The organism is Pseudomonas sp. (assembly GCF_050739935.1).
Taxonomy (GTDB): Bacteria; Pseudomonadota; Gammaproteobacteria; order Pseudomonadales; family Pseudomonadaceae; genus Aquipseudomonas.
On sequence record NZ_JBOICF010000084.1, the window covers coordinates 80,713 to 94,950 of the forward strand.

Sequence of the window (14,238 nt, forward strand, 5' to 3'; positions counted from 1 at the left end):
TCGCGCTATTTCAAAATGCTACAGATAAAACATTTCTTAAATGTTTACTTGCGCAAATACTGTGACTATTATTGCGTCATTACACCCTGCCCATCACAACACAGGTAGCCCTCATGTCCCTGATCAACGAATACCGCGCTACAGAAGAAGCCATCAAAGAACTGCAAGCACGTCTGCAAAACCTGCAACAAGACGACAAACTGCAAAAGGAACTTGAGTTCGAAGGTAAACTGCGCACCTTGATGGGCGAATACCAGAAGTCCCTGCGCGACATCATCGCGTTGCTGGATCCGGACTCCAAACTGAAGGCCCCACGTGGTGGCGCTGCAGTCAAAACTACCAGTACCAAACGCGCGCGCAAGGTCAAGCAGTACAAGAACCCGCACAACGGTGAAATCATCGAAACCAAAGGTGGCAACCACAAGACTCTGAAAGAGTGGAAAGCCAAGTGGGGCGGTGACGAGGTTGAAAGCTGGGCAACTCTGCTGGGCTAATTGCCCGGATATTGCTACAGCCGTTGTGCAGTGATGTGCGACCCAAAAAAACGCCAGCGTAAGCTGGCGTTTTTTATTGACCTCCTTTGTTAGGCGATCATATTCACAATCCCAGCCGCTGCTGCAATTGCAGAGAGTAATCCTGCCACTGTGCAAGCACCTTGAGCTGCTCCGGCGTAGCTTTCAGCGAATGCGCTATCAACGCTTTGGTAAAGGCTTTGAGCGTGTTGGGCGCCCCGGCCTGCGGGTCGGTCAGTCGCTGCTGACAGAAACTCAGCCAGCGCTGCTGTTCCGTGACGCTGAGGGTTTCGGCAAAGTTGCGCGCCCGATAGCGGAACAACAGTTCCGGAAGACGTGGATCATCGAACGGCCATGCTTCAGTGCCTAACTGTTGTGGCTCGGCAATTCGAACCTGTTCACAAAGACGGCGATCCCGGTCGTTAATAAATCCATCGTACAACTGTTGTTCAGGGTCTTCACTGACAGCGAATTCGTTGCTGGTATAAACCTTTTTCAACTTCTCCTGCCAGATCGCCTGTCCTTCGTTCATACGCATCACGCGCTCTTTGTAGACCGGCAGATCCAACTGCAGTCTCTGACGATCTTCCTCGCGCAAGACGCCCAATGGCGCGACCACCGGACATTTATTTATGTGCAGTAATTTGAGCGGAACCGGTAACTGGCCGTCCAGCAAATCCTCGCGCCGAGTATATAAACGCTGGCGCAAGATTTCCGCATCCTCATCCAGTAGTGGGCTGTGATCGTGAAACAGGTCACAGACAATCAGTGCATTGCGATTGGTCGGGTGCCAGGCCAGTGGTAGTACAACACTCAAATAACTACGCGCGGCAGAAAAGCGTCCGGATATATGCACCAATGGCTGCAGCAGACGAATCTGGTCCTGAACCTTGTGTTTATTGCGCAATTGAAAAAGATAGTCGTAAAGCTTCGGTTGTTTGTCGCGGATCAGGCGTGCCAGCGCAATGGTTGCACGGACATCGGAAAGCGCATCATGAGCCTGTCCGTGGTCAATGCCATTGGCAGCTGTCAGTCGTTCGAGCTTGAGGGTGACGCGCCCTTCCTCTTGCGGCCAGACGATGCCTTCGGGCCGTAGCGCATAAGCTGTGCGCACGACGTCGATCAGGTCCCACCGGCTATTACCGCCCTGCCACTCTCTCCCATAAGGGTCGAAAAAATTGCGATAGAGACTGTAGCGGGTCATTTCGTCATCGAATCGCAGCGTGTTATAGCCTGCGCCGCAGGTGCCGGGCTGTGACAGATGGGCATGCACGCGGGTCATGAAATCCGCTTCACACAAGCCTTTTTCCGCAAGCCGCGCAGGCGTGATTCCGGTGACCAGACATGCTGCGGGATGCGGCAAGATGTCATCGCTGGGTTGGCAATACAGATTGACCGGTTCGGCGATCTCGTTGAGCTGATCGTCAGTGCGAATCCCGGCCACCTGAAGCGGCCGATCATTTCGCGGATTGATGCCGGTGGTTTCGTAGTCGTACCAGAAGATGCTGGAAGTCACAGGCTGATCCTGAACAGAAGACCGGCGCAGTCTACCAGATGAGTTCCATCGCCCCGCTCGCGCACTCGCCACCTGAAACTGTTTAAAGACGTTTCCCACATCATGCATCCAAATTGGCCGGTTGCTTAGCACTGCTGCGCTGGCTAGCATCAGGCTTTATTTTCTGGCGTATCCCTCCCGACAATGTCCTCCTCGCACGCTTGGCAAAGGAACGCTGCGCAACCCGCTCCGCTGGACACCCGTATCCGCATGGAAACCCCGGAAGGCATCGATCTGGTACTACGCCCAGCCGGGCTGCTGTCGCGGTCAATGGCATTCGCCATTGACCTGTTGATACGCGGCGCATTGCTGGTCGCGCTGTTTTTCACGCTCGACGCCTTTGGCGAATTCGGCACTGGGTTATTCGTGCTGGCGCTTTTTCTCATCAACTGGTGGTACATGGTGCTGTTCGAGGTGCTGCATCAGGGCCGCACGCCGGGCAAACAGATCCTGGGGTTACGCGTGATCCACGACGACGGCACGCCGGTCGGCTGGTCCGCCTCGCTACTGCGCAATCTGCTGCGGTTCGTCGACATGCTGCCCTTCGGCTACACCGTGGGCGCGTTCACGTGTCTGCAGCATCCCTTGTTCAAACGACTGGGAGATCTGGCGGCCGGTACCTTGGTGATCTACCGGGATGCCCCGATACCGCGTCCGGTGTTGCCACAAGTGCCTGCTTTAGTGGCGCCGCTGGCACTGACGCTTGATGAGCAGCGTGCCGTGCTGTCCTTCGCCGAGCGTCAGGACGGGCTCTCTCCGGCGCGCGCGCAGGAGCTTGCAGGCATCCTGGTCGCCCCGTTGCAAATGCCCACCCATACGCCCCCCGAGCAAGCGATGAGCCAATTGAACGGCATCGCTCGCGGGTTGGCGGGTTCGGCATGAAACGGCGGGCGATATGAAGCAAAGTCAATTCGAACAACGCCACCAAGATGAGTGGCAACGATTCGCCGAGCGTCTGGAAACACTGGAGCACAGTCGGCGCAAAAACGATGCGGGCGACGGCTTTACCGAGGAATATCGGCAGATCTGTCAGCATCTGGCGCTGGCTCAGGAGCGCGGCTACAGCAGTTATCTGATCGAACCGTTGCAGCAGCTGGCAATGCGCGGCCATCAGCAGTTGTATCGCCATCGCAGTCAATTCGCCGCACAGCTGTTGAGCTTCGTGCTGGCAGACTTTCCACGCCTGGTGCGCGCTGAATGGCGGCTGGTGGTGCTGGCGGGCCTGTTGTTTTTCGGCAGCCTGATCGTCATGGGGCTTTTGGTATATGGCTATCCAGACCTGATCTACAGCGTCGTCAGCCCCGCTCAGGTGGACGAGATGGAAAGCATGTACGACCCCGCCGCAAGGCGCATCGGTCAGGTGGCGGAACGGGCGTCAAGCACCGACTGGCTCATGTTCGGCTACTACATCATGCACAACATCGGCATCGCCTTTCAGACCTTTGCCAGCGGTTTGCTGTTTGGTCTGGGCAGCCTGTTCTTCCTGTTCTTCAATGGCCTGATGATCGGCGCCGTGGCGGGCCATCTTACCGATGTCGGCTTTGGCGAAACCTTCTGGCCCTTCGTGGTCGGCCACGGCGCCTTTGAATTGACCGGCATCGCACTGGCTGGCGCCGCCGGCCTGAAACTTGGTTGGGCATTGGTGGCCCCAGGCTCGTTACGCCGCGGTGAAGCATTGCGGATGGCTGCCAAGACCAGCGTGCGCTTGATTGGTGGCGTTATTCTGTTTCTTTTGATCGCAGCTTTTATAGAAGCCTATTGGTCGTCCATGACCTGGCCGCAGGCGACCACCAAGTACCTGGTTGGCGCCGCGTTATGGGTATTGGTCGCTGCCTACCTGATTTTCGCCGGACGCACCGCCCATGCGCCTGACTGAAGCCCGCGTGGCGATCCGTCCGCGTAATCCCTGGGAGGCGGTTGACCTCGGCGTTCTGCTGGCGCGCCAGCATCGACGCCTGCTGATGACCAGTTGGGCTATTGCCACGCTGCCCGTCTTCGCACTGCTTACCGTGGTGCTGTGGGACTACCCATCCGTGGCGGTGTTGCTGTTCTGGTGGCTGAAACCGGCTTACGAAAGGCTACCGCTGCTGATTCTGTCCCAGGCGCTGTTCGGCACGCCCCCCTCTCTCAGGGAAGCACTGAGAGCCTGGCCTCGAGCCCTCAAGCCGCAGCTGATCGCCAGCCTCACTTGGCGCCGATTCAGTCTCAGCCGAAGTTTCAATCTGCCTGTTCAACAACTGGAGGGACTGGACGGATTGCGACGAGCGCAACGCATTGCCCTGCTCCGTCAGAAGAACCTGCGAGTGGCGCGCTGCCTGACTTCAATCGGCAGCATCCTGGAGATGTGTTTCTGGATCGGCCTGATGCTGCTGTTCTATGCACTCATTCCCCAACAGGTCGAGCTGGACTGGTCGTGGCACAGCCTGCTGAATATCGAAGGCGACTGGAACTGGCTGGAGCATCTGACCAACGCCTTCTATGCGCTGGTCCTCATTTTGTGGGGGCCAATCTATGTGTCATGCGGGTTCGCGCTGTACCTCAACCGACGCACGACACTGGAAGCCTGGGACATCGAACTGGCGTTCCGCCGCCTGCGCCAGCGAGTCATCGGCAGTGCCTACGCGCTGTTGCTCGGTGCCTCCCTTGCCCTAAATTTCTCACCGTCAACCGCGATGGCCGACGACACGCTTGACGAGTCGAACTACAGCTGTCCCTTGCCGCCGCTGGACTTGCCGCAAACCGAGGAAAAGCTCGCAGCCCCCGGCACGCCGCGGCTGCTGAGCCAGCCTCTGACCAGTGAGGCTTCGCAAAGCGCAATCAAGGCGGTGCTGGACAGCCCGCCGTTCAAGAATCCGAAAGCCGTATCCGGCTGGCGCCTACCCGACCAGAAACACGACGCGAAAACCGCAAAAACCGGCGATTCACCCCCGTGGCTGGCCAGACTGGTCGTCGTCCTGCTGAACGTCGGCAAGACCTTGTCGAGCGTATTCGAGGCTCTGTTGTGGACGATGATCACACTGGCAGTGGTGTGGGTGGTTTGGCGCTACCGGGCCTGGTTCGGCACCTTCGTCAGCAAAGGCCAACGCAACACGCGAGTGCAGCGCAGCGCTCCCCGGCAATTGTTCGGTCTCCAGGTGGAGACAGAAAGCTTGCCGGACGATGTCGCCAGCGCGGCGGAAAGGCTCTGGCCGCAATCGCCACGGGAGGCGTTGAGCCTGCTGTATCGTGCTTTGCTCAACCGCCTGCTCACCGACTACCAGTTGCCGCTGAAAAACGCTGATACCGAAGGCCAGGTGTTGGAACACGTTGCGGCGCTCAATCAGCCGCCGTTGCATGACTTCAGCCAGGAACTCACCCACCACTGGCAGAACCTGGCCTACGGTCATCAACTCCCCGCCAGCGACGTTCAAAAGAATCTGTGTGAAGGCTGGCGTCGACTGTTCGTCAGTGGAGCGCCGACATGAGCCGTCGGCTGTGGGTCATGATCATTGCGCTGGTGCTGCTCGGCATCGGCGTCGCCAGCGTGCCCTTGCTCAAACGCCTGGAGCATTACCAGGAGATAGTCGACCAAGGCCCGTCTCCGGAAGTACGGGCCAACCCTTACCTGGCGGCTGAGACGTTTCTGCGCCAACGCGGCGTCTTGGTCAACGTCACTCAAGCGCTCAACGTGCTGCCCGATACTCGTCAGCAAGCGCAGACCCTGATGCTGCTGGACAGCCGCGAGAAGATGACGCCGGGCGAAGTAACGCGCCTGCTGAACTGGGCCCATGGAGGTGGGCGCCTGTTGTTCGTCGCCGAACAACTGTGGGACGAGGAAAAAGGCAGTAGCGGCGATCTGCTGCTCGATCAATTACAAATCCATCAGTTCATGACCCGCGACTTGCGCGAGCAGGACCGGCGCCGCGAACGGGAGCAGATCAAACCCGTTATTCCTTTGAGCACGCCGGATATCGAGGAGCCCCAGACCCCTTGGCCGGAACTGACACGACTTTACGTGCAGAACGAAAACGATCCGGCCTACATGAGCTTCGACCCGGCGTTTCATCTGGATGACCCGCAGGATCATGCGCGGTCATGGGCCAACAGCGCCGACGCTACCCATATGTTGCAGATGGCCTACGGCAAGGGGCTGATCACGGTCCTCACCGACGCCGACCTGTGGAAAACCCGCGCTATCGGCAAATACGACAATGCCTGGCTGCTGTGGTACCTGAGTCAGGACAGCACTGTGACCATGCTGCTGCGTACGGACCACGACGACTTGTTCGGCCTGCTGTGGAAGTATTTCCCCCAAGCCCTGCTGGCATTGGCGCTGTGTATCGGTGCCGGGCTCTGGCATAACGGCATGCGAAATGGCCCGCTGCAGCCAGAGCCGTCGCGCGCCAGACGCCAACTGAGCGAGCACCTGCGTGCCAGTGCGGACTTCATGCTGCGTCGCAGGGGGCAATACGCCCTGCTGCGTTCGCTGCAGCAGGACATTTTGCGACGAGCCCGACAAGGTCATCCGGGTTTTGAAACGCTGCCGGTGACCGAACAATGGCAGATGCTGGCGCGCATCACCCGTCAACCGACCAGCCATATAGGGCAGGCGCTGCGTCCGCGTCTTGAAGAACGCCTGTCCAGTACCGAATTCACCCGTCAGGTTGCCTACCTGCAAACTCTCAGGAATGCCTTATGAGCGATCACCCGACCCCGCAGCCGAACAGCGTAGATCCTGATCTGGAGCGCACCGGGCAGCCCGGTTCCCAGGAACATGACGAGCCCAACGTCAGCGAATCCCATTCGACCCCTGCCAGCAATCCGGCCCAGCAACGGCAGCGCGCCATTCACCTGGCTCAGGCCGTGCGTCACGAATTGCAAAAGGCGGTGATCGGTCAGAACGCGGTGATCGACGATGTCCTGACCGCCTTGATTGGCGGCGGGCACGTCTTGCTCGAAGGTGTTCCCGGCCTTGGCAAGACCCTGCTGGTGCGCGCTCTGGCACGCTGCTTCGGAGGCGATTTCGCGCGTATCCAGTTCACGCCTGACCTGATGCCCAGCGATGTCACCGGTCACGCCGTCTATGACATGCAGAGCGAACAGTTCAAACTGCGCAAGGGGCCGCTGTTCACCAACCTGCTGCTCGCCGACGAGATCAATCGCGCTCCGGCCAAGACCCAGGCAGCGTTGCTGGAAGCCATGCAGGAGCGGCAGGTCACGCTCGAAGGTCGCGCCCTGCCCGTCCCGCAACCCTTCATGGTGCTGGCGACCCAAAACCCTATCGAACAGGAAGGCACCTATCCCCTGCCTGAGGCTGAACTTGATCGCTTCATGCTCAAACTGCGCATGGATTACCCACTGGCCGAGCAAGAGCTGGAGATGGTGCGTCAGGTCACCCGCTCCACTCGTTCGGACATGCTCGACGTCCAACCATTGCGCACGCTGATGCACGCCAGGGATGTCCAGGCGCTGCAACGCATTGCCAGCGATCTACCGGTGGACGAACAGGTTCTGGATTACGCCGTACGTCTGGCCCGCGCCACACGCACCTGGCCAGGCCTGACCTTGGGCGCGGGGCCCCGTGCCTCGATCGCACTGGTACGCGGCGGGCGCGCTCGAGCCCTGCTGCGCGGTGGCGAGTTCGTGCTCCCCGACGACATCAAAGGCTGCGCATTGGCGGTCTTGCGCCATCGGGTCAGGCTGTCGCCGGAGCTGGATATCGAAGGCATGTCGGTGGACCAGGTGCTCAAACAGCTGCTCGATCAGGTTCCGGCGCCGCGCCAATGAAGCAATTGCTCAAGCCGTCGACGAGACTGCTCTGGTGGCTGATAGCACTTGCAGCCTTTGCCATATTGCTTGGCGCACTTCAGGCGCTGGGACGCGGGCCGACCGCCAGACTCGGCGGCCTGTTCTGGGCGCTGATTGGTGTGATCGCCGCGCTGGGCCTGCTGGACGCGTTCTGGTTATGGCGCCTGCCCTCGCCTCGCTTGCAGCGTCACTTGCCGGGGAGTCTGGCACTGGGACGCTGGAGCGAAGTGCGCGTCGAGCTTGAGCACGAGTTCCAGCGCAACGTACCGCTGACGCTGTTCGATCACGGCCCCCAAGGTCCGGGCAATCGTTGCGAACTGGAATACCTGCCTCAAGACATCATCCTGCGCCCCCATCGCAAGGCGCAGCTGACTTACCGCCTGCGCCCCACCAGCCGTGGGCATTTCATCTTCGAACGAATCGAAATCCAGCTGCGCAGCCCGCTGCGTCTCTGGTTGTCCCGGCGTTACCTGGGAGTATTCAATTCAGCGAGGGTCTATCCGGACTTCGCAAGGTTGCACAATGGGCAATTGCTGGCGGTGGATAACTGGCTCAGCCAGATCGGTGTACGTCAGCGCCAACGACGCGGGCTCGGTCTGGAATTCAACCAGCTGCGTGAGTTCCGCGAGGGTGACAGCCTGCGGCAGATTGACTGGAAAGCCACCGCTCGCCAACGCACGCCGATTGCGAGGGAATATCAAGACGAACGTGATCAGCAGATCGTCTTCCTGCTCGACTGCGGTCGCCGAATGCGCAGTCAGGATGGCGAGCTGACGCACTTCGACCACGCCCTCAACGCTTGCCTGTTGCTGGGCTATGTGGCGCTTCGGCAAGGGGATGCCGTCGGTGTGTCGACTTTCGCTGCGGAACAAGACCGTCATCTCGCGCCGGTCAAAGGCGCAGCGCAGCTCAATGTCCTGCTCAACCACGTGTACGATCTCAACAGCACACAACGTCCCGCCGACTACAGCGCGGCGATCCGTCAGGTGCTGATCCGGCAGAAGCGCCGGGCGCTGGTGGTGCTGGTGACCAACCTGCGCGATGAAGACGATGAGGACCTGCTAGGTGCCGTGAAACAGTTGAGCCGGCAACATCGGGTACTGGTCGCCAGCCTGCGCGAAGAAGTGTTGGACGAGCTGCGACAGGCTCCGGTGCAGACCTGGCAACAGGCGCTGGACTACTGCGGCACTGTGGAGTTTCTCAACGCGCGCGCGGGTCTGCATGAGCGATTGACCGCCCACGGCATACCGGTACTGGATGTACGACCCGCTGAGTTGGGGCCGCAATTGGTGAGTCGTTATCTAAGCTGGAAAAAGGCCGGCACCTTATGAATAGAGGCGCCGTCTCAGGCCGAAGCTTCCAGGGGATAAAAACTGAAATAACGCTGTAAAGCCTGTATCAGATGGAAGTACTCGGCAGGTGCCGCTTGCAGTCTGAAGCCAGAGTCATAGACACCGGGTGTTTCATCTTCCTGACACCACAGGCAACTGGCATTGATGTCGATGTTATAGAGCCCGTTTTTCTCGTCCGGCACCTTGAGCCGCAACTGAAAGTCAGCTCCGACCAGAATCGGCAGATCGCTGATCAACATCAGGCCCTGTTCGGAAACATTGCCCAGGCAACCCAGCGGTTTATCAGTGTACCGATTGAATACCTGAAGATAGTAAGGGAGCTGGTGACGCTCGATTCGTCTTTCGTTAAGCATTGGACATTGGTCCTCGAATGACCATTGAGCATGGCCTTGCTAATGCAAAGGGATCCGGTCGCATGCGGAACGGCATAGACGACGAAAAACGATCGAATCCACCTGTTCTTTACAACAGGGACATCATCTGACTCACCAGCCATAACCAAAGTCACTGAACCGATTATTCGATTTCGCGATAACCATCAGGGTTCGATGATTGCCGTGTTCGAAAATCGAGCTGCCCTTTGCCACTCCTGTGATGAAATCTTTAGGTCCCTACCGATTGCAGACTAGCTCAAGCTTTTACAAAAACCACTCAAAAAAGAGACGATGTATCCAACCGAGTGTAACTACAGTGAAGCAGGCCTCGGAATGGCAGGTGGCGCCGCATTGTCATGGCCAAGCTGACGCAGGGTGTCCAGACGCGCCTGCGCCCTGAAGGCGTATTCGCTATAGGGGTACTGTGAAATGATGAACTGGTACGTCTGCGCTGCATCGATATATAACTTCTGGCGTTCCAGGCACTGCCCGCGCAACATCGACACTTCAGGTTGTACATAGCGGCGCGCGCGGCTTTCGCGATCGACTTTCGACAGGTTGTACATCACCGCATCGCAGTCGCCGTTGGCGTACGCGCGGTTGGCATTGTTCAGATGGCTGTTCATCGCCCAGCGGGTGCAACCACTCAACGCCGCCAGTGCCACTAATATCATCACGATTCGCATGAGAGTCTCCTGTGCTCTGCACTGTATCGGCGCGTTGCGGAATTTCTTCAAGCGTGATTCGCGTGCCGTGCGTCTCCCTGAACTGGGCCGATCGCCCACTTGGGAGCCAACACGTAGTGCAAAGGAACAATGACTACAGAGCAATACAGTAGTAGCCTCTCGCTGCGCTTCATTTAAGGAGTTTGTGCATGTCCGTTCGCCGCACCAAAATCGTAGCCACACTGGGCCCTGCAAGTAATTCGCCAGAAGTCATCGAGAAGCTTATTCTCGCCGGCCTGGACGTTGCCCGCCTCAATTTCTCCCATGGCACGCCCGACGAGCACAAGGCTCGCGCGAAGCTGATCCGCGACATCGCCGCCAAGAACGGCCGTTTCGTCGCGTTGCTGGGTGACCTGCAAGGCCCGAAAATTCGTATCGCCAAATTCGCCAACAAGAAGATCGAGCTGAAAGTCGGTGACAAATTCACCTTCTCCACCAGCCACCCTCTGACTGAAGGCACTCAGGAAATCGTCGGTATCGACTATCCCGATCTGGTCAAGGATTGCGGCGTAGGCGACGAACTGCTGCTCGACGACGGACGTGTGGTCATGCGCGTAGACACCGAGACTGCCGATGCGCTGCATTGCACCGTGATCATCGGTGGTCCGCTGTCGGATCACAAAGGCATCAACCGTCGTGGTGGCGGCCTGACTGCACCGGCGCTGACTGAAAAAGACAAGCAAGACATCAAGCTCGCCGCCGAGATGGACCTGGACTACCTGGCCGTTTCGTTCCCGCGTGACGCTGCCGACATGGAATACGCACGTAAGCTGCGCGACGAGTCGGGCGGGACCGCCTGGCTGGTGGCGAAGATCGAACGCGCCGAAGCCGTGGCCAATGACGAAACCCTGGACGCGCTGATCCGCGCCAGTGACGCGGTCATGGTTGCCCGTGGTGACTTGGGTGTGGAAATCGGCGATGCCGAGCTTGTGGGCATCCAGAAGAAGATCATCCTGCACGCACGTCGCCATAACAAAGCGGTGATCGTAGCCACGCAGATGATGGAGTCGATGATCTCAAGCCCGATGCCGACCCGCGCCGAAGTGTCCGACGTGGCCAACGCCGTGCTCGACTATACCGACGCCGTGATGCTGTCCGCAGAAAGTGCTGCCGGTTCCTACCCTGTCGAAGCCGTCGAAGCCATGGCGCGCATCTGCGTGGGTGCCGAACGTCATCCGACCGGCAAGACCTCCAGCCACCGTATCGGCCACTCGTTCACCCGTTGCGACGAGAGCATTGCGCTGGCGGCCATGTATACCGCCAACCACTTCCCGGGCGTAAAGGCGATCATCGCACTGACCGAAAGCGGTTACACCCCGCTGATCATGTCGCGTATCCGCTCCTCGGTACCGATCTACGCGTTCTCCCCGCACCGCGGCACTCAGGCGCGTGCGGCCATGTTCCGTGGCGTGTACACCATTCCGTTCGACCCGGCTTCGCTGCCAGCGGGTCAAGTGAGCCAGTCGGCTGTGGACGAACTGGTCAAGCGTGGTCTGGTCGAACAAGGCGACTGGGTCATCCTGACCAAGGGCGACAGCTACCACACCATCGGTGGCACCAACGGCATGAAGATCCTGCACGTCGGCGACCCGATCGTTTAAGACGCAGCGGCGATAAAAAAGCCCCGGCTCATGAGAGTGCGGGGCTTTTTTGTGTCCGGGCTCAACCGGGTCCTGTAGCAGTCCCGCTTGCCGTCGCCAGCAGGCCGTGCTGTTACAGTCGGGCAACATATGACCATCAAATCGCCCGTTCAGACTTTTTCCAGAAACACATCCGCCAACAACTGCCCACGCGGCAGTCCGGCGATGTACAAGCGTTTGGAAAACATTTCGACACTCGCCGGGCTACCGCACACCAACGCGATGGTCTGGCGAGAAGTGACGCGCAGTCCTGACAGCGCAGCTTGGAAATCCTCAGGTTTTATCAACTCGACCTGTAGCTGTGCATGCTCGGCGCCCAGCGTCTGCAACTGCGCCGCAAGGTAATGCTCACGAGCCACGTGCATCACCCGGATCGGGCCTTGATGCTGCTGACGCAATGCTTCGCGCAACAGGCCCCACAGCGGCCCGAGGCCAGTGCCGGCAGCGAGCAGCCAGAGCGGTCGATCCTGCCAGTCAGGGTCGTATTGCAGCGCGCCGCCGCGCAACTCGCCCAGGCGAATCGCGTCACCGAGGTTCAAGGTGCGAGCAACGTCTGCGAAAACGCCGGGTTTGTGACAATCGATGTGAAACTCAAGAAACCCTTCATCGCCCGGCAGGCTCGCCAACGAATAGGGACGCGCAATGCCGCTCGCTGTCCACAACACCAGATGCTGCCCGGCGCGATAGCGCAGCGTACGTTCGGGCTCAAGGCGCAGGCGCAATACCGAAGGGCTTAGCCAGTCGTAACCGCTGACCCGGGCTGGCGAACCATCGCGCTGCGGATCGAAGACTTCCACGCATAGGTCATCCATCACCCGACACTGACAGGCCAGGCGCCAGCCTTGTTCTCGCTGACTGGCATCCAGCGCCTCAGGCAGGGCGTCCAGCGGCTCGCCACGCATGCAGCGCACCAGACAAGTGTGGCAACTGCCCGCCCGACAACTGTAGGGAACCGACACGCCTGCACTGTTCAAGGCATCGAGCAGGTTGCAACCGGCAGTGACTGACCATTGCCGATTCCCGGCGCGTATCTCAGGCATCGACGTAATCCCATGCCCCGTGACAACAGTTGCGCCCCAGATGCTTGGCGCGATACAGCGCCTGATCGGCACGTTGCAATGCGCGATCCATGTCGTCACCGCGCTCGACGAGGGTCATGCCGACCGACAGGCTTAGTTCCAGGCCCGGCAGTTCGGGGATCACTACCTGTTCAAAGGCAACACGCACGCGCTCACAGCACTCGACCAGCTGACTTCGGGTGCAGCGAGGAATCAACAGGACGAATTCCTCGCCGCCGTAGCGCGCAAGGACATCGTCCGCGCGCAGACATTGGGTCGCGGTCGTGGCGAACACTTGCAACACGCGGTCGCCCGCGGCGTGGCCCAGCAGGTCGTTGACCCGTTTGAAATGGTCCATGTCGATCAGCGCCAGACCCTCGGTGTAGGAGCCGTCCATGGTTTCCATCTCGCGGGTGGCCAGACGCAGAAAGTGGCGGCGATTGTAGAGGTTGGTCAGCTCATCGGTGGAAGCCAGCTCTTCGAGCTGGAACATCATCCCGCGTAAGGTTTCCTGGTGTGCCTGCAAGGTGATCCGATGCTGATGCATGCGCTGACGGGAGCTTTGCACGAAGCGCGCGTACAAGCACAGCCAGCCCAGCACGATAAACAGCGCGCAAGTCTGCAAGGCGGCAAGGCCCGGATCATCGAGCTGGTCCTGGAAGACGTCCCACAGATTCAAACCGGTGAAGCCAAGTAAGGCGAGGATGGCGCATCGGGTGAACACCTTCGGCGGAAGATGAAACAGGCCGAACAGCAGCACTAGCACATAGAGCACCATGAAAGTGCCCCTGGCGGACTCCAGATGAGCGAGCAGAAAGGTTTGCCAGCCGAGCCCCATGAGCACCTGAAACTCGGTCAGGCTCGGATCCTTGAAGCGTTTGTTGTACTCGCCGAAAAACACCAGGCTCAGCACACCCTGAGACAGCAGCACCAGCACGGTGGTCAGCCACAGTCCGAAGAAATCCGCGTAATAGTATCCGGCGCAATACGCCACCCAGACGAGCACGATCAGCAGCACATACGTGCCCGCTGCCAGCGCAAAACGCTTGAACCGCAGGCGCTGGATAGATCCATCTATATGAGGTTGGATAATCATCGGGTAAAGGTCGTCCTGTCCGGCTAGATGGACCTGCGTCGCATCGCTGGCCGGTGGTGCCTCCCGCCAACGCGGCAAGACGCACTTCGATCATCTGGCAAGGTTCCCAATGTAGAGGAAACGGGACCGTTCGCCAACG

At 59.4% G+C, this 14,238-nt stretch carries 13 protein-coding genes; 8 read left to right on the forward strand and 5 right to left on the reverse strand.

The window, feature by feature from the left end:
• The first annotated feature begins 113 nt into the window (after positions 1–113).
• Positions 114–494, forward strand: a complete 381-nt coding sequence (gene mvaT, locus ACRER8_RS16970; RefSeq protein WP_431747378.1) for a histone-like nucleoid-structuring protein MvaT — start codon at positions 114–116, stop codon at positions 492–494.
• Between the two features lie 103 nt (positions 495–597).
• Here mvaT and sbcB read toward each other — a convergent pair whose 3' ends face one another.
• On the reverse strand, positions 598–2,028 hold the full coding sequence (gene sbcB / locus ACRER8_RS16975; RefSeq protein WP_431747379.1) for an exodeoxyribonuclease I: 1,431 nt from the start codon (positions 2,026–2,028) through the stop codon (positions 598–600).
• Positions 2,029–2,211: 183 nt separating this feature from the next.
• Between sbcB and ACRER8_RS16980 the strand changes: the two genes are divergently transcribed.
• Genes ACRER8_RS16980 through ACRER8_RS17005 form a run of 6 tightly spaced genes read left to right on the forward strand, consistent with a single transcriptional unit; the run spans position 2,212 to position 9,185 of the window.
• A complete protein-coding gene (locus tag ACRER8_RS16980) occupies positions 2,212–2,949 on the forward strand; it encodes an RDD family protein (protein WP_431747380.1) in 738 nt (245 codons plus the stop codon).
• Positions 2,950–2,962: 13 nt separating this feature from the next.
• Entirely contained in the window at positions 2,963–3,943 is a 981-nt protein-coding gene (locus tag ACRER8_RS16985) for a stage II sporulation protein M (protein WP_431747381.1), read from the forward strand.
• The gene (locus ACRER8_RS16990) at positions 3,930–5,531 is read left to right on the forward strand and encodes a DUF4129 domain-containing protein (RefSeq protein ID WP_431747382.1); all 1,602 of its coding nucleotides are present in this window, start codon (positions 3,930–3,932) and stop codon (positions 5,529–5,531) included. The genes ACRER8_RS16985 and ACRER8_RS16990 overlap by 14 nt, the downstream gene beginning before the upstream one ends.
• Positions 5,528–6,745, forward strand: coding sequence for a DUF4350 domain-containing protein (locus tag ACRER8_RS16995; RefSeq protein ID WP_431747383.1), 1,218 nt, complete (start codon positions 5,528–5,530; stop codon positions 6,743–6,745). The genes ACRER8_RS16990 and ACRER8_RS16995 overlap by 4 nt, the downstream gene beginning before the upstream one ends.
• The gene (locus tag ACRER8_RS17000) at positions 6,742–7,833 is read left to right on the forward strand and encodes an AAA family ATPase (RefSeq protein ID WP_431747384.1); all 1,092 of its coding nucleotides are present in this window, start codon (positions 6,742–6,744) and stop codon (positions 7,831–7,833) included. The genes ACRER8_RS16995 and ACRER8_RS17000 overlap by 4 nt, the downstream gene beginning before the upstream one ends.
• Entirely contained in the window at positions 7,830–9,185 is a 1,356-nt protein-coding gene (locus tag ACRER8_RS17005) for a DUF58 domain-containing protein (RefSeq protein WP_431747385.1), read from the forward strand. The genes ACRER8_RS17000 and ACRER8_RS17005 overlap by 4 nt, the downstream gene beginning before the upstream one ends.
• Positions 9,186–9,199: 14 nt before the next feature.
• Here the strand turns inward: ACRER8_RS17005 and ACRER8_RS17010 are convergent, their stop codons facing one another.
• Positions 9,200–9,559 carry a PilZ domain-containing protein gene (locus ACRER8_RS17010; RefSeq protein ID WP_431747386.1) on the reverse strand — a complete coding sequence of 120 codons (360 nt, stop codon included), beginning with the start codon at positions 9,557–9,559 and terminating at the stop codon, positions 9,200–9,202.
• A gap of 332 nt (positions 9,560–9,891) precedes the next feature.
• Positions 9,892–10,266 carry a tetratricopeptide repeat protein gene (locus tag ACRER8_RS17015; RefSeq protein ID WP_431747387.1) on the reverse strand — a complete coding sequence of 125 codons (375 nt, stop codon included), beginning with the start codon at positions 10,264–10,266 and terminating at the stop codon, positions 9,892–9,894.
• Between the two features lie 188 nt (positions 10,267–10,454).
• On the opposite strand from ACRER8_RS17015, the gene pyk reads away from it, so the two are divergent.
• Positions 10,455–11,906 carry a pyruvate kinase gene (gene pyk / locus ACRER8_RS17020; protein WP_110950205.1) on the forward strand — a complete coding sequence of 484 codons (1,452 nt, stop codon included), beginning with the start codon at positions 10,455–10,457 and terminating at the stop codon, positions 11,904–11,906.
• Between the two features lie 149 nt (positions 11,907–12,055).
• On the opposite strand, the gene ACRER8_RS17025 is transcribed toward pyk, so the two are convergent.
• Positions 12,056–12,985: an iron-sulfur-binding ferredoxin reductase gene (locus tag ACRER8_RS17025; protein ID WP_431747388.1), complete on the reverse strand. Its 930-nt coding sequence runs from the start codon at positions 12,983–12,985 to the stop codon at positions 12,056–12,058.
• Positions 12,978–14,099, reverse strand: a complete 1,122-nt coding sequence (locus tag ACRER8_RS17030; protein ID WP_431747389.1) for a diguanylate cyclase domain-containing protein — start codon at positions 14,097–14,099, stop codon at positions 12,978–12,980. The genes ACRER8_RS17025 and ACRER8_RS17030 overlap by 8 nt, the downstream gene beginning before the upstream one ends.
• Between the last annotated feature and the right edge of the window lie 139 nt (positions 14,100–14,238).